Source organism: Risungbinella massiliensis (genome assembly GCF_000942395.1).
GTDB lineage: Bacteria > Bacillota > Bacilli > Thermoactinomycetales > Thermoactinomycetaceae > Risungbinella > Risungbinella massiliensis.
Genome location: NZ_LN812103.1, coordinates 1024166 through 1046015, shown reverse-complemented (window position 1 = coordinate 1046015; position 21850 = coordinate 1024166). Strand labels below are relative to the sequence as shown.

The following is a 21850-nucleotide window of genomic DNA, read 5'->3' as shown; positions in this document are numbered from 1 at the left end:
ATGCAATAGAAAAAATGGCATAACGAATATACAAGTATTCTTGTAGTGCTGTCATGCCTTTACCAGTTTGATTCACCTTTCCCCACCTCCTTTTTAGTAAATACATTGTAGAAAAAATCGATCACAAAGTCAAAGGAAATCTGTTTATCAAACCGCATTATTCAGAAAAATGTATCGTGTCTAACATAACAATCAAAAACCCCAGCTCCTATACAAGAGCTGGGGTACATTTATTACTATGATCCATTACTTCGTAGTAACTTCTTCCAACATGCCTTTTTCTTCGAGAACTTTTACCAATGTCTCTCCGATTACAGAAGGAGTTGCAGCTACTTTTACGCCACAAAGCTCCAGTGTCGCAATCTTCTCAGCAGCAGTTCCTTTACCACCGGAAATGATCGCACCAGCATGACCCATGCGTTTTCCTGGAGGTGCAGTTTGTCCACCGATAAAGCCGACGACTGGTTTGGTCATGTTAGCTTTGATCCATTCAGCAGCTTCTTCCTCTGCTGTACCACCGATCTCCCCGATCATGACCACTGCTTTGGTATCTTCATCTTCATTGAAAGCTTTGAGCACATCGATGAAGTCAGTACCATTGATTGGGTCTCCCCCAATTCCTACCGCAGTTGACTGTCCGATTCCACGAGTAGACAGTTGGTGAACTGCTTCGTAGGTAAGAGTTCCAGAACGGGACACAATTCCTACATGACCTGGGGTATGAATATAACCAGGCATAATTCCAATCTTACATTCGCCAGGGGTGATTACGCCTGGGCAGTTAGGTCCAACGAGGCGTGTTTTCTTCCCTTCCATATATCGGCGAACTTTTACCATATCCAGAACAGGGATTCCTTCTGTAATACAGATAACGAGATCCAATTCTGCATCTACCGCTTCCATGATCGCATCTGCTGCAAAAGGAGCTGCTACATAGATAACCGATGCATTTGCGTTCGTTGCTGCTACTGCTTCTTGAACGGTATCGAAGACCGGAATTCCTTCTACTTCGGTACCACCTTTACCAGGGGTAACTCCACCTACAATGTTGGTTCCATATTCTATTGCTTGTTTTGTATGGAAAAGACCCGTAGCTCCCGTAATCCCTTGAGTGATCACGCGGGTCTCCTTATTTACGAAAATACTCACCGAAAAACCCACCTTTCTCGTTTCGATGCCAGCTTATTTTACGAGCTCTACGATCTTTTGAGCGCCATCTGCCATGGAGTCAGCTGCTACAATTGCAAGACCAGACTCATTGAGGATCTTTTTACCCAACTCTACATTGGTACCTTCTAGACGTACCACGAGTGGTATCTCGAGTCCAACCTGTTTAGTAGCCTCTACTACACCAGCAGCAATGATGTCGCATTTCATAATGCCACCGAAAATGTTGACGAAGATCCCTTTTACTTTCTCATCAGCCAAGATGATTTTGAAAGCTTCAGTAACCTTCTCAGCCGTTGCACCGCCCCCAACATCGAGGAAGTTGGCAGGTTCTCCGCTGTAATGTTTGATAATATCCATCGTTGCCATCGCCAAACCAGCACCGTTGACCATGCAACCGATATTTCCATCAAGGGCGATATAGCTCAGGTCATACTTCGATGCTTCGATCTCTTTTGGATCTTCTTCTGTGAGATCACGAAGAGCCACAATTTCTTTTTGACGATAAAGAGCATTGCTATCAAAGTTTAGCTTGGCATCGAGTGCCATTACACGACCATCTGTCGTCGTGATCAGTGGGTTAATCTCTGCCAAAGAACAATCTTTGGATACAAATGCTTCATAAAGTGCCAACATAAACTTCACTGCTTGGTTCACTTTATCTTTTGGAATGTTGATGTTATAAGCAAGACGACGAGCTTGGAATACGGTCATTCCTACTGCTGGGTCGATTGCTTCTTTGAAAATTTTCTCTGGAGTTTTTTCTGCTACTTCTTCAATCTCTGTACCGCCTTCTTCTGATCCCATCATCACAACAGAATTAGAAGAACGATCGATTACTACTCCAATGTAGTATTCTTTTTCAATCGGACATCCTTCTTCAATCAAGAGACGTCTAATTTCTTTTCCTTCTGGTCCCGTTTGATGAGTAACCAACACTTTACCAAGAAGTTCTTTTGCGTATGTACGAACTTCTTCTAGGCTTCGAGCTAGTTTTACTCCACCTGCTTTTCCACGTCCACCGGCATGGATTTGGGCTTTTACTACCCAAAGCTCACCACCGAGGTTTTTCGCAGCTTCTACTGCTTCCTCTTCAGTAAACGCGACATGGCCTCTTGGAACAACTACTCCAAATTGTTTGAGGACGTCTTTTCCTTGGTACTCATGTACGTTCATGCTCCATCCCCCATCCAGGTTCTGAATGTAAACCCATTCAATAACAAAAAAATAGACAATTGCCAGAGTTTTCTTTTTATGTAACCCTCTGTAATGACAACTGTTTGTTCCTTTGCTAGTATAGCGAATCCATATGCAAATGCCAAGCGAAAAAGGGCACCTTGAAGGTCCCCATTAGATTAGAAGATATTAGAAAAATAGTACCTGAACTACTTGAGCTACGATAAAGACTCCAAATAGTAGCCCACCAAATACAACTGCTCCCATACCAGTCGTCATCAAATCTTCCGCTGGATGTTCTGTTGTTGATTCCGTAACTTGCGATTTCATATACCAAGACCTCCTCTTCCCTGACAAACACCCTCAGTATAGCATGGTTTTTATGGTGCGAAAACTGCTTGTTATTTGAATAGTTCCATATAATAAAGGCATTATATGGCTTTTTCAGAAAAGGGATGTTTTCCTATAGACCAAACGTTCAGTAGTCACTTTTTCACCGAGTAAATCAGGAGAGATTCAAAATCTCCATAATCAACTAGAGGGCCAGCTGTTTCAGAAATTTATTTATAGCCCAACAGGAAGATTCTACTATCGTATAAAACTTGCAATAAATATTTTTCAGCCAATCTAACAATAAAAATGAAAAACGGTCTTTTTCATAAAACACTTTAGACTACAAGGATCTAAAGACACTGCGAAAGATCAGCGGACGCTTCCATATGAGTGCGTCTTTGTTCATTTGGAAAATAATTCTTGTTTTAAAATGTTTCATATGTGGAATGAACCTAAACATACCCTCGAATGCTTATACATAATGCTGCCTTTATCGTCTGTGAAATGGTCTTTCTTCCCCCTTTAACACTAGAAGCTATTTCTCAAAAACCAAAATTGGTGCCCTTTTTTCTTTGAAACTCTTCGAGAATCAGCCAAATCACTTTCCCAATTCGTCCCTTAGACCTTTTACTCAAATTTTGAGTAGTGGTGCTAAGCAAAGCTATTTTGACACATCCTATAACACAGAACCAAAGAGAACAACGAATGTGGAGGTTGAGAATGGATAAGTTAGAAATACGAAATCTTACCAAAATCTTTGGTCGTTCTCCTTCTAGAGCATTGGAATTGTTGGATGAAGGAAAAAGCAAAGAAGAAATTTTAAAAGAGACTGGTTGTACGGTCGGAGTAAACAGAGCCACCTTTGATATCTACAGTGGCGAAATATTTGTCATCATGGGGCTCTCTGGTAGTGGAAAGTCAACGCTTGTTCGTTTGTTGAACAGACTAATTGAGCCGACAGATGGGTCTATCTTGTTAGATGGAAAAGATATTGCCAAGATGTCCCCAGAAAAGTTACGACAAGTACGCAGACAAAAAATGGGTATGGTCTTTCAGAAATTTGCCCTATTCCCCCATCGAACTGTGTTGGAGAATGTTGAATTTGGTTTAGAAATTCAAGGAATGAAAAAAGAAGAACGCGAACAAAAGGCGCTGGAAGCACTAGAATTAGTAGGTCTTAAAAACTATGCTTCTCAAAAACCTAGTCAATTAAGTGGGGGGATGCAACAACGTGTTGGATTGGCACGTGCCATGGCAAATGATCCAGATATTCTATTGATGGATGAAGCATTTAGCGCATTAGACCCTTTGATCCGCAAAGGGATGCAAGACGAATTAATTGACCTGCAACAACGGTTACAAAAGACCATCATCTTCATTACCCACGATCTAGATGAGGCAATACATATAGGGGATCGGATTGTCTTGATGAGGGACGGTACCGTTCAGCAGATCGGAACGCCAGAAGAAATCCTCACCAACCCTGCCAATGAATATGTCAGACGATTTGTCGAGAGTGTCAATCTCTCACAAGTTCTCACAGCCGAATCCATCATGCGTACAGGATCAAGCATCACTCTCGGCAAGAACGGTCCCCGTGTTGCACTCAAAACCATGAAAGAACAGGCCATCCCAACACTAGTGGTCGTAGATAGAGAGAGAAGAGTGAAAGGACTCGTCACTGCTGATGGGGCAAAAAAAGCAGTGGAGAACAATCTAACACTCGAAGATATTTTAATTCCAGATTCGAAATTTGCGACAGTACAAAAAGACACACCTGTAAGCGAAATTTTGACTGCAATGGCAGAAACAGAGTTTCTCTATCCAGCAGTAGTGACCAACGAAGATGGCAAATTGGTCGGAATCGTAGGTCGCGGTGCTGTCTTTGCGGCACTCGCTGAGAATGGAGGCGATAACGAATGATTCCAAAGCTTCCACTTGCTGAATGGGTAGATGCTTTTATTCGATGGTTACAAAATAATTTTGAACCATTGTTTAACGTAATAAGTGGGATAATCGAACCAGTTGTAGATTTCTTTGTACGAATCATGACGGTACTACCACCACTTGCCACTATTTTGATCCTTACTTTCTTTATCTTATGGATCACACAAGTACGTATCGCGATCTTTGCGTTAGCTGGACTTTTGCTTATTTTAAATTTGGGCTATTGGGATGAGAGCGCTCAAACACTTGCGCTCGTACTCACTTCTACTTTGATCGCGATTATCATAGGAATTCCACTCGGTCTGTGGGCTGGGCAAAGTGACCGAGCACAAAAAATCCTGAAACCCATTTTGGATTTTATGCAGACCATGCCTGCCTTTGTCTATTTGATCCCTGCTGTATTCTTTTTCTCACTTGGCACCGTACCAGGGGTAATCGCCTCTGTCATTTTTGCGATGCCGCCTACGATTCGCTTTACCAATTTAGGACTTCGCCAAGTTCCTGCGGATCTTAAAGAAGCAGCAGATGCATTTGGCTCTACTCCCTCTCAGAAACTATTTAAAGTGGAGATCCCACTAGCCAAACAGACCATTCTAGCTGGGATCAATCAGACCATTATGCTAGCTTTATCTATGGTTGTTACTGCTAGTATGATTGGAGCAGAAGGATTAGGTGCCGTTGTACTCGAGTCGATTACACGACTCAAAGTCGGAATCGGATTTGAAAGCGGGATTGCCATCGTAATCATCGCGATCATTTTGGACAGATTAACTCAAAACTTGAGCAAAAGCCGTGAGGATGCTCAAAAAGGCCAAATCCCATTTTTGGCACGTACTCGAAAATGGGCAGGTCCAATCGCAATACTTACTGTACTCGCTCTCACTGTTACCAGTTTTGCTCGTGGTGGAGTACAGACCAATGAAATTAAACTAGTCTATGTTAACTGGGCTTCAGAAGAGGCTAGTACCAATGTATTGAAAAAGATTCTAGAAGATCAAGGTTTCCAAGTAAAACTAACTCGTGTTGATGTAGGACCGATGTATGATGCAGTCGCAACGGGCAATGCTGATGCAATGGTAGCTGCTTGGCTCCCTACTACATCCAAACCTCAATACGACCGCTATAAAAAAGACTTAGTCAATCTAGGTCCGAATCTGAAAAACACCCGTCTTGGGCTAGTCGTTCCAAAATATGTGCAAATCAATAGTATCCCCGAGTTGGCAAACCAAAAGGGTGATTTCCAGAATCGTATTGTAGGGATCGATCCAGGATCTGGAATTATGGATAAAACAAGGAACGCCCTCAAAGAATACAATCTAGGTATGGACCTTATCGAAGGTTCGGATGCTGCGATGGTGGCAGAGCTCGATAAAGCATATCGTGATAAAAAACCAATTGTGATCACTGGGTGGACACCGCACTGGATGTTCTTGAAATATGAGCTCAAGTACTTAGATGATCCAAAGAAAGTATTTGGCGAATCTGAAAACATCTTCACCTTGGTTCGCAAAGGACTGAAAGAAGATCGACCAGAAGCATTTAAAATCATCGATCAGTTTGAATGGAGCCCAAAAGATATGGAAGAAGTGATGTTAGATATCTCAACTGGGATGACTCCAGAGGAAGCAGCAGCAAAATGGGTGAAAAGCCATTCAGAACATGTTGCCAAGATCACTGCTGGTGTGAACAAGCAAGAAGAGTAATTGGGAAAGCTTACCAATTAGACAAGCACTCTCCAAAATAGGGGCAGTGCTTGTTCTTTTTTTATCTATGTATAGCGGAAAATACTCCCACTTCTAAGTATAGCGAAAGTGGGAGATGAATCTGCGTCGGACGAGGGAGGGTTTCTATCCTCTCACAAGTCTGACCTATTTTGGTGTTTTTTCCTTCGTGAATTTCTTGATCCTCCCGAATGACATTGACATTATTCTAAAAAGTTGTAAGATATTTTCAACTATTCGGAGGGAGGTGAAACCAATTATATAAAGCATTTCAGTTTCGGATCGATCCTACTCAGGAACAAGTACGATTCATTCATCAATCGATCGGCTGTAGTCGCTTTGTTTTTAACCATTTCTTAGCAAATGGCAAGAAGCTTATCGAGAAACGAAGAAAGGACTCACCTATCCTACTTGTTCTCGTTTGTTGACACAACTCAAAAAAGAAAAGGAATCGTTACGAGAAGTAGACTCCACTTCGCTCCAAAACTCGTTAAAAAATTTAACAGATGCTTTTCGTCGTTTCTTCCAAAAACAAAATGACCGACCACAATGGAAACGCAAACGGAATCCAGTACAGTCTTATACCAGTCAATGTAATTATCCCAAGAAGAGCAATCCAAGTATTGAAGTGTCGGAGAACAAAGTCAAACTTCCAAAGCGTAACGTTTGCCAAATCTCGAGAAGTAGAAGGGAAAATCCTTTCTGCTACCATTCGTAAACCCTACTGGCAAAGATTTTGTTTCCATTCTTTGTGAGTTACACCAATGCCTTTAACCACACAGTAGACCCTGACCAAGCGATGGGGATTGATTTGGGACTGAAAGATTTTGCAGTTTGTTCCAATGGAACAAAAGATCCAGCTCCTCAGGTATTTTCGACAATATGAACAGAAGCTAGTGAAAGCCCAAAGAACCATGTCGAGACGTACCAAAGGAAGTTCTAACTGGAACAAAGCACGAATCCGAGTCGCCAAAATCCATGAAAAGATCGTGAATGCGAGACATGATTTTCTCCATCGTGAAAGTAGGAAAAACGTTTCCATCTAGTCAGCTATGCTCCTGCTGTGGCTATCGAAATAAAGAGGTGAAAAACCTAAACCTTCGAAGTTGGACATGCCCTGAGTGTCGAACAGAACATGATCGTGACATGAATGCCGCTCAGAATATAGTAAAAGAAGGTATGAGACTTCTTGCCGTAGGAACTACGGTTTGAGCTTGGTACATTTCCTATCGGTAGATGGGATTACCCAAGAATCCCTCACCTCTTAGCGTTAATGTAGGTGGGGGGAGTGTTCAACATGTATAATTAATCGAATAAATCAGATAAAAGAGGAGTTATGTATACATGTTTGCATTCCAATTTCAAACTCCCTATCAATTTTTGTTCCTTCACCATAATGTTCAACATCTACTCGTTGTCTGGGAAAAAGAACAAAAAAAAGAGATCTACTTAGTAGACCAAATTAGTCCAGATCGAATGGAGCTTCTACATCCAGGAGAAAGTTATCAAGAGCAAGTACTTGATGAGGTAGGAGAGTTCTTTTTCTCACAACTAGAGTTACAAAAAGAACGGATATCAGTGATCTTGGCTGCTACCTTTGAGTGGAAAAAAAAGCTGTATGCTACCTTCTATCAAAAAGAAAAACTCCAAGAAGAATTATACTTTTTTGAAATCCAAGACAGAGCCTTAACAGAAATTCCGGACGAGATATATGAAGAAGTAGTTATATTTTTTCAAAAACATCATCAAGAATATTTCGCCTAGAATAGGGTAAGAATCGAGAATCGTCCGTTACAACTTAGGTACGAACTCCTTCTTTCTTATGGAGTTCGTATCGCAATTCTATGACAGCCTGTTTCGTAAATCCCATATCTTGTTCTAAAGAATCTAATCGACGTAAAAGCTCTTTCATCTCTACACGAACAGACCTTACTTCTACTTGTAAACGGTCCAAACGCTGATGCAAAATACTAAAGTCTTCGTATAAATTTTCTCGCACGGAATGTGAGATTAGTTTCACTAAGTTCTCAACAGAGTTCATTTGCTGCCTCCTTCTCATCTCTTTTGGAGAATCTATGCAAATTTTGACTAAGAAACTGTACGGAGGCTACTTCTGGTTCAATCGTTCGTAAGATAGAAGTAACCTGAATGCCATATTGTGTTTGGAGCCAATCTCTAGAAAAATGGTTAGGAGTATAAATATACAACGTTCCTTGTTGTATCCCCACGGCTTCCGTAACGGAAAACCATGTATCAAAGCTAGCACTGGGTATCTGCTCCATTAAACAATGAAGTGCTTGTTGCCATATATTCGTAGCATGCTCACATGGTTGTAAGGTATTTCCCTCTATTATTTCATTGTTTTGTGCAGTAAGTAGCAAAACATCTTGGTTAGAAGGCGCATCCAATCGGTGAATTAACTCATCTTGACGCTTCGACAAATGATCTAATTTTTTCTCAAGCTGACGCAAAAGTTGGTATGTTTTCTTGGAATATGCCACCAACGCATCTCACCTCCACCTACTAGTATTTACAATTTTCTCCCTACTCCAACATTTTCCTTCTTTTTCCATAAAAAAGATGCCCCCACTTTCGGGAGCAGTCTATGTCCTAACATCTGTTCCTTATTGTACTTTTTCACTTGTAGTCTGGCGTAAAATATGTAACATGACGATCGCAGTTTCAGTCGACAAAATCAGCTCTTCTATCTCTTTGTCTTTGCGGATCTGTAATGCTTCTTCCAACTTGGCAAGCGCCTCTTCATATTCTCCTAGTTCCATGAGACATTTTCCCATATGTTGGAGAGCGTAGTCTTTGAATTCTAATAGTTGTTGTGCCCGGCTCATAGTCAGTGCCTGCTCAAAGCATTCTAACGCTGCTTCATGATCTCCTGCATACTTATATGCCTCTCCTAAGCGAATCATAGTGCGAAGCTCAGCTTGTTCATCTTCATCATACCGTGACATTTCTAATGCCCGTTCCAAATACTGTACTCCTTTGGCGGCTCGACCACTGATCCGGTAAGCATTTCCTAGATAACTGTAGAGAAAGATAAAGACTTCTGCATCCATTTTGGGCTCTTGTAGGATTTGTCGTAAATATGTACTCGCCTTTTCTATTACTTGCTCAAACTCTTCTCGATCGATCGGTTCTTCCCGCAAAAATAAATCAGGCTTATATTGTACAAGGGTGCGAAGGTCGGGTAGGCCTTCTTTTACATCTTTCAATTTCATACCCATCCCCCAATCTCTCTCTTATTATAACGAATGGATGAAAAAAAAAGAAAACTTAGGTTAACACCAGTTTCACGCCTGCAAACTTCTTAATGCATCCTATTCTATAAGGAAAATGATTCAGCATTTCAAATGGTATCAAAAAGAGGATTCTCGTTCTTATCGAAGATCCCTCTATAAGTTATTTTTTAAATAGAGCATGTTGCATAATGAGCCTAAAGCCAGAGGTTTTCCCCTTTGGAGCTGCGACTATGAGCGGTAAGGAGCCGGAGCAGATCCCTCAGGACAAGCAGAAGCGGGAAAACCGGCGGCGCCTATGTCTAACTTTGATTTATGCAACAAGCAATAGAAAAAGCTATCCCTTCTACTAAACTGATGGATAGCTCCATTTCCTCTCACTAAGATATATTGATACTGATCATTTATCAAAATTTCATTTGTACTTCACTTTCATATAGTTCTCTATGTATACCATTTTAATTTGAATTACTCTGAGTTTAAACTCACCTTAAGGTCGTATTAAGGTTTGCTTATTACAATAAAAAAGAATCTACCGAAACGAGGAATTCCAATGAAAACTCACTTGGCTGATTCAAAAGATCATGCTGTGATCCTTTTTGATGGAGTTTGTAACTTTTGTAATCAATCCGTTTTATTTCTCATCCGGCACGACTCTAAGGGATGGTTTCGATTTGCTTCTTTACAATCAGAAACTGCTAGATCCCTCTTACAAAAAGAACCACACCTTTTGCAAGTGGACTCCATCGTTCTAATCGAACAAGAGAAAATTTATACCGAATCGACAGCTATTCTCCGAATCTGCAAACAAATGGATGGTTGGTGGAAAATTCTCTACCCGTTCATTTTCATCCCAAAGATGATCCGAGATCCACTTTATCGCTGGTTTGCACGAAATCGATATCGCTTTTTCGGAAAAAAAGAGAGCTGTATGATTCCTACACCTGAGATTCGAGAACGTTTCTTAAACGACTAAGAAAGGGGAATTATCCCTTGGCCCAAATTAGATTATTTCGTGTGCTTCGACAATCGATCCCTGCCACTTTTCGGCTTTTTTTGGCAGCAAACTTCTTAATATATGGTGCAGTCAAACTTGTCTTTGGACAATTTGGCGCTCCCACACCTGAGATCGCCGCAGCCAATGGGGAAGGTTTTGCCTTGGCATGGACCTTTTTTGGTTACTCACGTATCTATGAGATCTTTATTGGAATAGGAGAGTTAGTAGCTGCCATCCTACTTTTAATTCCACGAACCTATACGATTGGGGCGATGATCTACTTCCCGATCGCTGTGAACGTCATGATGGTTAACTACTGTTTTGACATTGGAGTACAAGATCTCAGTACCATCTTAACCCTGATGTCAGCAGCACTTTTATGGGTGGATCGTAAGAAACTATATCCGTTACTTCAACGCAACCATCAAGTGTACACAAAACAGTTTGGGAAAGGACGGATAGTTCATGACTAGTTTTGTGATACAGTTACTAGTAGGTTGTTTTATTATAAGCACAGTCTATTATTGGATAAAAGATATTCGTACGGAAAAAATACAACAAGATACTACTCATAAATAGGACGAAAAGCTTGTACCTTCTCTACTTTTTTGAGTCAGGTACAAGCTTTTTATATTTGAGTTCGTATTGTTTTACATTATACTTCTCGTTTATAAAATCAATTCGTCATTAGCTATCTTATTTTTTTACCATACCAGACAGTATCCACACCTTGATCTCGTGCGTTTTCCAGTCTCCCTATTTCCTCAAATTCGAGACTAGACATGATGCCTTCTTGAATCCAATTTTCACTCCATGTTGCCAAGCCGATATATTCTAATCCTTTTGTTTCCCGCGTATATTCCATTAATTTTGCATATATATTCTTTGCAATTCCTTGTCCACGATATTCAGGTAATACACAGACGGTATCTACATGTAAATGTTCCGGGAAGTTAGGCAATTCATCAATCACATATGTAGGATAGAAGTTACAAAATCCGATGACTTTCCCTTCCTTTTCAACTAATACATAACCGTGTCCTTCAAGATCTTTTTCACTTAAATATTGCAATAACCGCGTGCTTTGAGATATTGTATCGGAACCACGCTTGGAGGACAGGGAAGGAAAAAATTCTTGATCGCATTGTATTAGAATTTCTAACACTTGCTCCAGTTTTTCATCATCATCTAACTTATCTACGATGTAGTATTGCATAAAATCTCTCTCCTTTTAGAAAAACGAGTTCGAGACAGCTAAATATTATCTGTATATGGATGTTATAAAATTCAAATAAGAGAAAGTACAGTTGAAGTTAGAGTACTGGTTTGTTTCTAACAGGTGTATTACTATATTTCTATTCAGCTACACTCTAATAAACAAGATATACTAAATATTAGATTATTTATAGTCTCAATTTTCGGATAGAAATATAATAGTTTAAACCAGTCCTTTATTTAGTATCCACTGCAAGTTTTATTCCTAAACCGATCAGTATGATCCTAGCTATTGTCTCCATCAATTTTTATTGAAGCATATGAATATCTTGTTGATTCAATATAATGGAAAGTGTTATTTTGAAATACCATCCCTTGAATATTTGCCCCTTTGGGCAAGGAAAGTCGTTGACGCATTTCGCAAGTATATTGGAAAAATACAAGCAACAAAGTCTTCGTATGATTCAAATTCCTCTTCACCCAGACTATCTAGTACCCCTTCTTTGATGATCTGATAGAGTTGATTTACATTTTCAAATGATATTTCTAGTTGATCTAATCTCACAACCTGCATGTCGGTATTTATCATCTCGTTTGGTACTTTATGATTTGTTAAGTTCAAAACTAACTTCTTCCTCGCCATCTTTACAAACATCCAGTTCCCCTACATTATCTAAAAACCTCCCACTTATACAGTAGGAGGTTTTTCAGCATAAATCTCATTTAATTTGGCGATCTTTTCTTGGATATGCTCGCGATACGTATCAATATATGCTTGTGGTTCTTTTGGGTTGGGCAGGCGGTCAATAGCTCCTGTACCAGGTGTAACGATCTTACTAACAGCCCCACAACCTAATCCGATAATGGTTTGTCTTTCTTCCATGATCAAGATATTGTAAAGCGACTCACGGCTTGGCAATGCATATCCTACATTTTCTTGGTTCCCTAGGATATTTTTTTGACGGTAAAGATAGTAAGGAACATAGCCTTTCTCGATTGTCCAGTCTCTAGCCATCTGTACCATCTCTGCAGTCTCATATCTGTCGGCTACCGTATATTTGGTTTTGTTCTGTGACATATGCGATCCACGCTTAAAAGAGAGCGTATGCACTGTAATCGACTCTGGACGAAGTTTGTCCACAATCTCAAGAGAACGAGCAAAATCGGAGACTCCTTCATTTGGCAAGCCAATGATCAGATCCATATTAATATTGGTTAGGCCCATCTCCATCGCTAGCTGATATTTTTCAAGAGTCTCTTTTACAGTATGATGTCTCCCAATCAACTTGAGTGTATCTTCCTTAAAACTTTGTGGATTAATACTGATGCGATCTACCTTCCACTTTTTCATCAGTTCAATCTTGTCGGGAGAAAGCGTATCAGGACGACCTGCTTCTACTGTAAGCTCCCGAACTTCATGGAACCCAGGGATGGAACGTTCCATCTCTATAAATAACTCTTCCATTTGTTCTGCAGTAATCGAAGTAGGCGTCCCCCCACCAAAGTAAATCGTGGTCACTCGTAAGTTCTTTTCGCGAATCCATTCTCCAAGTGAACGGACCTCCTCCTGAAGACCTAAGAGGAACTCCTCCACTGACCCATTCCGCCCACGAATGGCATATGCTGGAAAGGTACAATAGGCACACTTGGTTGGACAAAATGGAATTCCAATATAGAGACTGATTTCTTGGTCAATTTCATATAGATCTGGTAAAACAGTCCGTTGACGCTCTACGATCTCTTCGATTAAATCTACTTTTGACGGATGAATCAGATAATCAGTTGTTAGCAATGCTTTTATCTCAGTAGGTGACATTCCCTTCTGTACAAAGCTATGATAAAGCTTTACAGGACGTACTCCGGTTAAAATCCCCCAAGGTTGCTCTACTCCAGTCAACTGCTGATATACATGTAAAAATGCCGCGCTAATTGTCTGTTTGCGACGCTTTCGCTTATCATTCTCCTCCATCTGGACATCCCACTCACGAGCAAACGAGGCAACAATCTCCTCTTCTCCCTTGCTTCGTGTCAGTTTTACTTCTGCACGGCAACATTTTTCTTCTTCTATAATATGGAACTGCACGACATGTTCTTCTTCGCCTGTAGCAGCTCGTACTTTTACTTCTTCATAGAAAAGACTAGCAAGAAGCTCTAGATTGCGAAAAAATCGCTCCTCCAGTCCATGTACTCCAATCCATAACATGTTTTTCGTCACCCTTTTTCAAATGATGCACGTACCCCCCATAATCTATTAAAGTCTAATGGATGCAACATTTAAAATCAATGGGAGTTCCCTTTCCTTACCAACAGCATTTCCTAAAATTCCAATTGATCTTTTTGAAATAGTTTTATATAGTAAGATCTAACACTAAGAAACGCTTTAATGCATAACAGCATAACTGGAAAGGAGTGCAATTTCGTTGAGTAGAGATTTAAAAAAAGGCTTATCAAGTCGTCATCTGCACATGCTAGCTATTGGTGGAACAATTGGCGCAGGCATTTTTCAAGGAAGCGCCGAGAGTATCAATATGGCAGGTCCTGGTGTAGTAATTGCATATCTGGTAGCAGGTATCATTCTTTTCTTTGTTATGAGTAGCTTAGCAGAGATGGCAAGTGCCAATCCTGGAGTGGATCTACGAGGGTTAATTCATAAAGCATTAGGATATCGGGTTTCTTTTGTAGCAGGTTGGCTATATTGGGTCAACTGGGTTGTGGTCATTGCGGTTGAGATCATCGCAGCTGGCAGCTTTCTCCACTACTGGTTTCCTACTGTTCCAATCTGGATGTTAAGTGCTGTCTGTGCGATTGGAATCTTACTATTAAACTTACTGAGTGTAAAAGTATTTGGAGAAGTAGAATTCTGGTTGTCAGCTATCAAAGTAGCAACCTTGGTAGCATTTGTTTTTTTGGGCGGCTATTTACTATTTTCTCACGGAGTGGGAACAGAACCCGCACCAGGTCTAACTAACTATACTGCTATAGGTGGATTTTTCCCGACAGGGTTGACAGGTGTGATCGGAAGTTTGGTTATTGTGATCTTTTCCTTCGGAGGAAGTGAAATGATCGGTCTTACTTTATCTGAGGTAAAAGATTCACACCAGGTACTACCAAAAGTTCTGCGTGGTGTGATCGTTCGTATTTCGGTGTTTTATATCTTCCCCGTCTTGGTTATTGTAGGATTGGTACCTTGGAATCAAGTTGGGAATTCAGGAAGTCCCTTTGTTCAGGTTCTCTCCGCTTTAGGTTTAAGTGAGGCAGCAAACGTGATGAACTTTGTCATGTTGGTAGCACTTCTGTCCGCAGCCAACTCGGGTATGTATGCAACCTCGCGTCTTCTATATTCGTTAGCTAAAGATGGCGAAGCTCCCAAAATGTTCACTAAGCTATCTCGTCAAAATGTACCGATCTATGGAATTTTCGTTAGTACTATGTTCATGTTTGTTGGAGTCTATCTCAGCTTTGTTGCTCAGGAAAAAGTATTTTCTCAATTGATGGGAATTCCAGGCTTTACAGTTCTCATTATGTGGATCTTAATCACCTTCTCACAGATTCGACTACGCAAAACCTATGAAGAAACTGCTCTATACAAGCTCGCATTTTTTCCAATCAGTTCATGGATTACGCTTGGATCATTAGGTATCATTCTCATAGCAATGGTCTCTACCAATTCAAATATGATGCATAGTATCATAGCGTTTGGAATTTTAGGTCTTTTAAGTATCGCTTCTTTCTTTATTCGATCAGTCCATCCAGCACACGTTAAATAGGGTTATCCAAAAAAAGTCATAAAAACCATGATTGAATAAAAATATTCTCTCATGGTTTTTTGATTCTAAGTGATATTAGAATGTTTTTACTTGACCGAATAAATTGTACCTAACTATTATATTCAATTTAATAGACAGGAATAAGAATCTATATTAGTAGAAGAACTCAAGAAAAAATTTGATATTGAGCTTACCAAAGAACTATTAAGCCTACTCAAGAAACAGATGGGATAAACGATAAATCTGGGTAGCCCCTTATTTAGTCAACAAGCCAAATAAGAGAGGCCAAGCTAAGGAGTTTGGTGGATTTCAAAGATTTATATATGCCTTTTGACTATCTATTGTTTTTTTGCAGATGCTGAAAATGGTCATTTTTTTGTATATTCTATTTTAAACGGATCTATTCAAAAAGAGATTGATAGTTATATTGAAGTTTCACCTACTTTTAAGCGATTTATAGAAGTGGAGTGATGGGAAAATAAGGTTTAGAAGATAATAAACAAATAGTATATTTCGTTCTCTTCATCTTTTCCCCTACAATTACATTTGATTTCCTTGCTAATATCTAATATAGTAATGCTAGCACCAAAGGGAGCTTTGGTGGAGTAGAGTAAGTATGTAAAGGAGTAGAGTTGAGTTGAGTAGAGAATTAGAGCAGGGCTTATCGAGTCGCCACCTGCATATGCTGGCTATTGGCGGTACGATCGGCGCAGGTATTTTTCAGGGTAGTGCAGATAGTATCACTATGGCTGGTCCTGGTGTAGTATTTGCATATTTAGTTGCAGGAATAATCCTTTTCTTTGTTATGAGTAGCTTAGCAGAGATGGCAAGTGCTCATCCAGGAGTGGATTTTCGAGGGTTAATTCACAAAGCATTGGGCTATCGTGTCTCCTTCGTCGCCGGTTGGATGTATTGGACGAACTGGGTGATTGTAATCGCCGTAGAGATCGTCGCAGCAGGTAGTTTCTTGAACTACTTTTTTCCAACTGTTCCGATCTGGATGTTAAGTGCTGTCTGTGCTTTCGGGATATTATTATTAAACTTATTAAGTGTACGAGTATTTGGAGAAGTAGAATTCTGGTTGTCAGCTGTTAAAGTGGCAATGTTAATCCTTTTTGTTTTTCTAGGAGCTTATCTGCTATTTCTAGGTGGTTCTGAAAGTGATCCTGCACCTGGTCTCACAAACTATACCGCAGTGGATGGATTTTTCCCCAATGGTATTACAGGTGTGATTACTTGCTTAGTCATCGTGATCTTTTCCTTTGGTGGCAGTGAAATGATCGGTCTTACCTTATCTGAGGTAAAAGATTCCCAGCTTGTCTTACCAAAAGTACTGCGAGGCGTGATCGTACGAATTTCCTTGTTTTACATCTTCCCAGTCCTCATCATTGTGGGTCTAGTCCCTTGGAATGAGGTAGGAAATGGGGAAAGTCCATTTGTCCAAGTTCTCTCAACAGTTGGTCTAAATGGAGCAGCCAGTGTGATGAACTTCGTTATGTTAGTGGCACTTTTGTCTGCAGCCAACTCAGGGATGTATGCTACTTCGCGTCTACTATATTCGCTGGCAAAAGATGGAGAAGCTCCGAGATTTTTCACCAAGCTCTCCCGTCGTAATGTACCGATCTATGGAATCTTTGCTAGCACTGTCTTTTTATGCATAGGAGTTTACCTGAGCTTTGTAGCACAAGAGAAAGTCTTTTCCTATCTAATGGGAATCCCAGGTTCTTCCGTTATCATTATCTGGATGTTGATCATTCTCTCTCAAATTCGCCTACGGAAAACCTATCAAGAAACAGCATTATATCTGTCTTTCCATCCTATTGTCTCATGGATTGCTGTCGGTTCACTTGGAGCAATTCTCGTTGCAGTAGTCATAACCAATCCAAATATAATGCATAGTGTTATCGCTTTTGGGATCATGGCAATCCTTATTGTTTGCTCTTTCTTTCTTAGAACAAACCAAAAGTTTACCAACCAAGATTCCTTATCAAAACCATCTCAATAACGAAAACCCCCCTGTGAGAAACAGCCTGTCCTCACAGGGGGGTTCCGTTTTATTCAGATATGAGATCAGCATGATAATTGCACTTTCCTCTTTATTTCCCTAACACGTATGTAGGTACCACTACCAATTCCACATTCCCTCTCATCGCATTCGAGATCATACATCTTTCCTCTGCCAGATAAACAACTCGCTCTATCCGTTTGCGCTCTCGCTCACTCGCTTGAGGATCCAGAACAACAGTTGGACGATGGATAATCTGCTCAAAGGTAAACTTTCCATTGGTCACATCCACCACCCCTTCTGTCTGAAGAGATAAGTCCAAAACAGCCATCTGACCACGCTCGACCATCGCAGCTAGTGTGATCAAGTAACAGGTAGCAGCTGCTCCAATCAACATTTCATCAGGATTGGTACCGGTTCCTGGTCCGTCCATTGGAGTAGGGATCGATATTTTTGTTTGAAGGTTGCCCGCTGAGATCGTTCCTTCTCCATTACGACCTCCGCTCCACTGTGCGGTGAGATGAAAGTGATGTTTTGCCATGGTTTATACTCCCTCTTTTCGATCTTGGTCTCTCGCATCGAGTTTACTCTTGCTAACTTTACATAGCAAGGAGGGCCTATATAAGAAACATTCTATCAATTCATCACAAACCAAAATTACAATAATTTTACAGAACTGTATTCGAGTATGAATTGTTACAATGGAAGAAATAAACGGAAGGGAGTATGAACCTTGAAGAAACTATTAACTACGACCTCTATCTTTCTCCTCACTCTAACTGTTGGAGTTACCGCATTTTCCACTGAAGAATCAGCACTAACACTTTCAAAGGAGACCTCCACTACTTTACCAGTAGCAGCAGTACCAATCGAAGTTCATGAGGTAAAGGCTCTTGCTGCAAAACCTAAAAAATGTGAGCGGATCAAGCCTAAAAAGTCTGCTCCAAAAGTGGATACAGTGAAGAAAAAGGTCACTACTGAGTCTAAGCAAACGAGTCAGCAAAACACCAATACAACCAAGAACACGAATGCTACCGAATCCTCTACTTCCGATACCGTCTCTGCAATAGAAAAAGAAGTAGTACGTCTTGTCAATATAGAACGTTCCAAGCAAGGGCTAAAACCTCTAACAATAGATGAAAAAGTCTCCTCTGTAGCTGACAAGAAATCTCAGGATATGAAAGACAAAGGCTACTTTGATCACCAATCACCTACATATGGTTCTCCATTTGATATGTTAAGAAAGTTTGATGTGAAATTTAGTTCCGCTGGAGAAAACATTGCAGCTGGTCAAAAAACTGCCGCAGAAGTAGTCAAAGGTTGGATGAATAGCGAAGGTCACCGGGCTAATATCCTGAATGCATCTTATACCCATATTGGTGTAGGATTTGTCGAAGGTGGTTCATATGGAACCTACTGGACTCAACTATTCATCGCTAAATAAGATGATCATTTTACCAATAGCATTTTTCACCTTCCAAGATAAATGAAGTTGAACGTAGTAGACTTTAACGGGCAGTTGTCCCCCTATCTTCTTTGGAAGCATACTACCCGTTAAGAGCAAGATAATGATAGAAAATTTTTTATAGGAAGGCCTAGATCGTCTAGGAACCTTCCTTTTTCTTTTCCAATCCCCAACGGATCAGTACATTGGAGTAAACAAATCCTCCCCCAAAACCTGACAATAGAATGGTCTGATCTTTTTCTAATCGATTTGCATGATAAGCATCCCAAATAGCGAGCGGAATAGTAGCAGAAGAAGTATTACCATAGTAAGTACCACTAAACAAGACTCGTTCCATTGGATAATCGATCCGCTTGGTGGCAGCTTCGATTATGCGCAAATTGGCGCTGTGGGGGACAAACCAATCTAATTGAGAAAGGGATAGATTCGCTTTTCTTAGGATTTCTGGAACTTCTTGTGTAAGAGTATGGACGGCCTTTTTAAATATTTCCCGCCCATTTTGGACAATTTTTTGCTTCCCATCTAGCTGGACACCCTCTATTTGTTCACTAAGTCCGGAACAATAGAGATGAATACCAGCTTCTCCATCAGCCCCTTGCGACTGGGCAATAAAAGAAGAGACTTCATCATCTCGTTCGACGAGAAATGCTCCTGCACCATCTGCAAACAAAATACAACTAGTACGGTCTTGATAATCCGTCACCTTCGAAAGAGTTTCAGCACCTACCACCAAGATCTTCCGATGTGCCCCAGAAACAATAAGACTATTAGCAATGTTAAGTGCATAAACGAACCCAGCACATGCGGCACTGATGTCAATTGCACCAGCATGTGGAATGCCAAGTCTAGCTTGGATTCTAGAAGCCACACTTGGCATTGGCATATCAGGAGTTGTCGTAGCCACGAGTAAAAAATCCACATCTTTTATCTCTACCGCAAAAGAAGCAACCAAATTTTCTACTGCCTTCACTGCCAAATCGCTAGTGAATTCACTTTCGCTTGCAATCCGTCTTTCTTTGATTCCTGTCCGTTGAACAATCCACTCATCAGATGTCTCTACCATTTGCTCCAAATCATGGTTGGTTAAACGCTTCTCTGGGACAAATCCACCAATAGCTGTAATTCTAGCTTTCATAACAATACCTCCAGTTAACCATTTTTATGATCAAGTATTAGTATCTAGTCCTAATAACTAGTACCATTTTATATTTTCTTTGTAAAAGAGTCAAAAAAAGCACCTCTGCTAGTAAGCAAAGGTGCCCATTTGATGAATTTATTCGCTTAATTCCCGTCTTTCGAGAAGTCACACTGTTCGAGAGGGACTACTTTTGTTTTGTGAACGATTTTATATCCAAGCCACAAGGCTACGAAGAGAGGGATTCCCAAGTATGAGACGAGAAAACCTTGCCAATCTATTGATCCACCTAAGTAGGAATTGTAATCTTGTCCTAGGATAACAAATAGACAGACTACAAAAGCAAAGATAGGACCAAATGGGTAGAATCTCGAAACATAAGGTAAATCCGACAGACTACGGCCTTGTGCAACATATGCTTTCCGGAAGCGATAGTGACTAATCGCAATCCCAAGCCAAGCGATAAATCCAGAAAGACCAGATGCACTAAGGAGCCAGGTATATACTACTTGGTCGCCAAATAAAGAAGTCAAGAAGCACAGCGCCCCCACAGCAGCAGTAGCAATCAATGCATAGATCGGAATTCCATTCTTGGTTAATTTGCTGAATATTATTGGTGCTTTCCCTTCTTTTGCTAATGCCCAGAGCATCCGAGTGGAAGCATACATACCTGAGTTGCCTGCAGATAAAACAGATGTCAAGATTACTGCATTCATTGCAGAAGCTGCAAAAGCAAGTCCTGCACGTTCAAATACTAAGGTAAAAGGACTTAGTGCAATGCTTTCCTGTTCTGCCCCTCGAATCAGCGAAGGATCTGTATATGGAATCAACAAGCCAATGACCAGCATGGTAAAGACGTAAAATAAAAGAATACGCCAGAAGATAGAACGGATTGCACGTGGTATGTTTTTCTCTGGATTTTCGCTTTCACCAGCAGCCACACCCACTAATTCTGTACCTTGGAAGGAGAACCCCGCTACGATAAAAACACCTAGTATGGCAAAGAATCCACCATTAAATGGCGCTTCTGCTATGGTAAAGTTGGTTAAACCTACTGCATCTCCAGTAAAAATACCAAAGATCATCAGAACACCAGTTATAATAAAGAAAATGACGACCGCTACTTTAATCATCGCAAACCAATATTCCGCTTCTCCAAAACTTTTGACTGATAAAATATTAAGTCCAACTAAAATAACAAGGAAAAGTGCACTCCATAGTAGTGAAGAACTCTCTGGGAACCAGTATTTCATAATTAATGATCCAGCAGCCAATTCAACTGCGATCGTGATTGCCCAGTTATACCAGTAGTTCCACCCCATTGCAAATCCGAGCGCAGGATCGACAAACCGTGTTGGATAGGTACTAAACGGACCAGATACAGGTAGGTATGCAGACATTTCTCCAAGACTTGTCATTAAGAAGTACACCATAATTCCAATTGCGAGATAAGCAAGAACTGCTCCTCCTGGACCTGCTTCGGCAACCGTCGCTCCACTTGCTAGGAATAGACCCGTCCCAATCGATCCACCGATCGCAATCATCTGAAGATGTCGCGCTTTTAGTCCTCGTTGTAGTTGTTGTTCTTGAGCCATTTTTCTTACTCCCCTTTTAATTAAGGAGGTGCGAAAAAACAAAAAGACCGCCCAAATGAAATGGGACGGCCTGTAT

The 21850-nt window shown here is 40.6% G+C and carries 20 protein-coding genes and 1 pseudogene; 9 read left to right on the top strand and 12 right to left on the bottom strand.

All coding sequences use genetic code 11. The features are described 5' to 3' along the window. Positions 1-246: 246 nt before the first annotated feature. From sucD to VJ09_RS18640, 3 genes are all read right to left on the bottom strand, one after another. The gene (gene sucD, locus VJ09_RS16385) at positions 247-1149 is read right to left on the bottom strand and encodes a succinate--CoA ligase subunit alpha (protein ID WP_044642669.1); all 903 of its coding nucleotides are present in this window, start codon (positions 1147-1149) and stop codon (positions 247-249) included. Positions 1150-1182: 33 nt separating this feature from the next. Continuing rightward, on the bottom strand, positions 1183-2343 hold the full coding sequence (gene sucC, locus VJ09_RS16380; protein WP_044642668.1) for an ADP-forming succinate--CoA ligase subunit beta: 1161 nt from the start codon (positions 2341-2343) through the stop codon (positions 1183-1185). A gap of 189 nt (positions 2344-2532) precedes the next feature. Continuing rightward, entirely contained in the window at positions 2533-2673 is a 141-nt protein-coding gene (locus VJ09_RS18640; RefSeq protein WP_154662380.1) for a hypothetical protein, read from the bottom strand. A gap of 723 nt (positions 2674-3396) precedes the next feature. Here VJ09_RS18640 and proV point away from each other — a divergent pair. The 4 genes and pseudogenes from proV to VJ09_RS16360 all read left to right on the top strand — a co-directional run bounded on the left by proV (position 3397) and on the right by VJ09_RS16360 (position 8108). After that, positions 3397-4599 carry a glycine betaine/L-proline ABC transporter ATP-binding protein ProV gene (gene proV / locus VJ09_RS16375; RefSeq protein ID WP_044642667.1) on the top strand — a complete coding sequence of 401 codons (1203 nt, stop codon included), beginning with the start codon at positions 3397-3399 and terminating at the stop codon, positions 4597-4599. Beyond that, complete coding sequence (locus VJ09_RS16370) at positions 4596-6326, top strand: ABC transporter permease/substrate binding protein (protein WP_044642666.1); 1731 nt, start codon at positions 4596-4598, stop codon at positions 6324-6326. Before proV ends, VJ09_RS16370 begins: the two co-directional genes overlap by 4 nt. A 299-nt stretch (positions 6327-6625) precedes the next feature. Next, positions 6626-7556, top strand: a pseudogene (locus VJ09_RS16365) (RNA-guided endonuclease TnpB family protein). Between the two features lie 132 nt (positions 7557-7688). Continuing rightward, the gene (locus VJ09_RS16360) at positions 7689-8108 is read left to right on the top strand and encodes a hypothetical protein (RefSeq protein ID WP_044642665.1); all 420 of its coding nucleotides are present in this window, start codon (positions 7689-7691) and stop codon (positions 8106-8108) included. Between the two features lie 34 nt (positions 8109-8142). Here the strand turns inward: VJ09_RS16360 and VJ09_RS16355 are convergent, their stop codons facing one another. The 3 genes from VJ09_RS16355 to VJ09_RS16345 all read right to left on the bottom strand — a co-directional run bounded on the left by VJ09_RS16355 (position 8143) and on the right by VJ09_RS16345 (position 9577). After that, positions 8143-8385: a hypothetical protein gene (locus VJ09_RS16355; protein ID WP_044642664.1), complete on the bottom strand. Its 243-nt coding sequence runs from the start codon at positions 8383-8385 to the stop codon at positions 8143-8145. Beyond that, on the bottom strand, positions 8372-8845 hold the full coding sequence (locus VJ09_RS16350) for a DnaA N-terminal domain-containing protein (protein WP_230199183.1): 474 nt from the start codon (positions 8843-8845) through the stop codon (positions 8372-8374). The genes VJ09_RS16355 and VJ09_RS16350 overlap by 14 nt, the downstream gene beginning before the upstream one ends. A gap of 123 nt (positions 8846-8968) precedes the next feature. Further along, the gene (locus VJ09_RS16345; protein ID WP_044642662.1) at positions 8969-9577 is read right to left on the bottom strand and encodes a tetratricopeptide repeat protein; all 609 of its coding nucleotides are present in this window, start codon (positions 9575-9577) and stop codon (positions 8969-8971) included. A 571-nt stretch (positions 9578-10148) separates the two neighbouring features. Here VJ09_RS16345 and VJ09_RS16340 point away from each other — a divergent pair. Together VJ09_RS16340 and VJ09_RS16335 are read left to right on the top strand one after the other, a co-directional pair. Next, a complete protein-coding gene (locus tag VJ09_RS16340; protein ID WP_044642661.1) occupies positions 10149-10571 on the top strand; it encodes a thiol-disulfide oxidoreductase DCC family protein in 423 nt (140 codons plus the stop codon). A 17-nt stretch (positions 10572-10588) separates the two neighbouring features. Further along, complete coding sequence (locus tag VJ09_RS16335) at positions 10589-11065, top strand: hypothetical protein (protein WP_044642660.1); 477 nt, start codon at positions 10589-10591, stop codon at positions 11063-11065. Positions 11066-11283: 218 nt separating this feature from the next. Here the strand turns inward: VJ09_RS16335 and VJ09_RS16330 are convergent, their stop codons facing one another. The 3 genes from VJ09_RS16330 to VJ09_RS16320 all read right to left on the bottom strand — a co-directional run bounded on the left by VJ09_RS16330 (position 11284) and on the right by VJ09_RS16320 (position 14010). Then, positions 11284-11808, bottom strand: a complete 525-nt coding sequence (locus VJ09_RS16330) for a GNAT family N-acetyltransferase (RefSeq protein WP_044642659.1) — start codon at positions 11806-11808, stop codon at positions 11284-11286. 354 nt (positions 11809-12162) lie between these two features. Then, positions 12163-12462, bottom strand: a complete 300-nt coding sequence (locus VJ09_RS16325; protein ID WP_044642658.1) for a hypothetical protein — start codon at positions 12460-12462, stop codon at positions 12163-12165. Positions 12463-12495: 33 nt separating this feature from the next. Beyond that, positions 12496-14010: a coproporphyrinogen III oxidase gene (locus tag VJ09_RS16320; RefSeq protein ID WP_044642657.1), complete on the bottom strand. Its 1515-nt coding sequence runs from the start codon at positions 14008-14010 to the stop codon at positions 12496-12498. Positions 14011-14227: 217 nt separating this feature from the next. On the opposite strand from VJ09_RS16320, the gene VJ09_RS16315 reads away from it, so the two are divergent. After that, positions 14228-15574, top strand: coding sequence for an amino acid permease (locus VJ09_RS16315; RefSeq protein ID WP_052807469.1), 1347 nt, complete (start codon positions 14228-14230; stop codon positions 15572-15574). Between the two features lie 637 nt (positions 15575-16211). Further along, positions 16212-17579, top strand: coding sequence for an amino acid permease (locus VJ09_RS16310; protein ID WP_052807468.1), 1368 nt, complete (start codon positions 16212-16214; stop codon positions 17577-17579). Between the two features lie 91 nt (positions 17580-17670). Here the strand turns inward: VJ09_RS16310 and VJ09_RS16305 are convergent, their stop codons facing one another. Then, complete coding sequence (locus tag VJ09_RS16305; RefSeq protein ID WP_044642656.1) at positions 17671-18120, bottom strand: OsmC family protein; 450 nt, start codon at positions 18118-18120, stop codon at positions 17671-17673. Positions 18121-18312: 192 nt separating this feature from the next. Between VJ09_RS16305 and VJ09_RS17795 the strand changes: the two genes are divergently transcribed. Continuing rightward, positions 18313-19023, top strand: coding sequence for a CAP domain-containing protein (locus VJ09_RS17795; protein WP_052807467.1), 711 nt, complete (start codon positions 18313-18315; stop codon positions 19021-19023). A 160-nt stretch (positions 19024-19183) separates the two neighbouring features. Here the strand turns inward: VJ09_RS17795 and VJ09_RS16295 are convergent, their stop codons facing one another. Further along, entirely contained in the window at positions 19184-20179 is a 996-nt protein-coding gene (locus VJ09_RS16295) for a ketoacyl-ACP synthase III (RefSeq protein WP_044642655.1), read from the bottom strand. Between the two features lie 146 nt (positions 20180-20325). Then, positions 20326-21774, bottom strand: coding sequence for an amino acid permease (locus tag VJ09_RS16290; RefSeq protein ID WP_044642654.1), 1449 nt, complete (start codon positions 21772-21774; stop codon positions 20326-20328). Positions 21775-21850 lie beyond the last annotated feature (76 nt).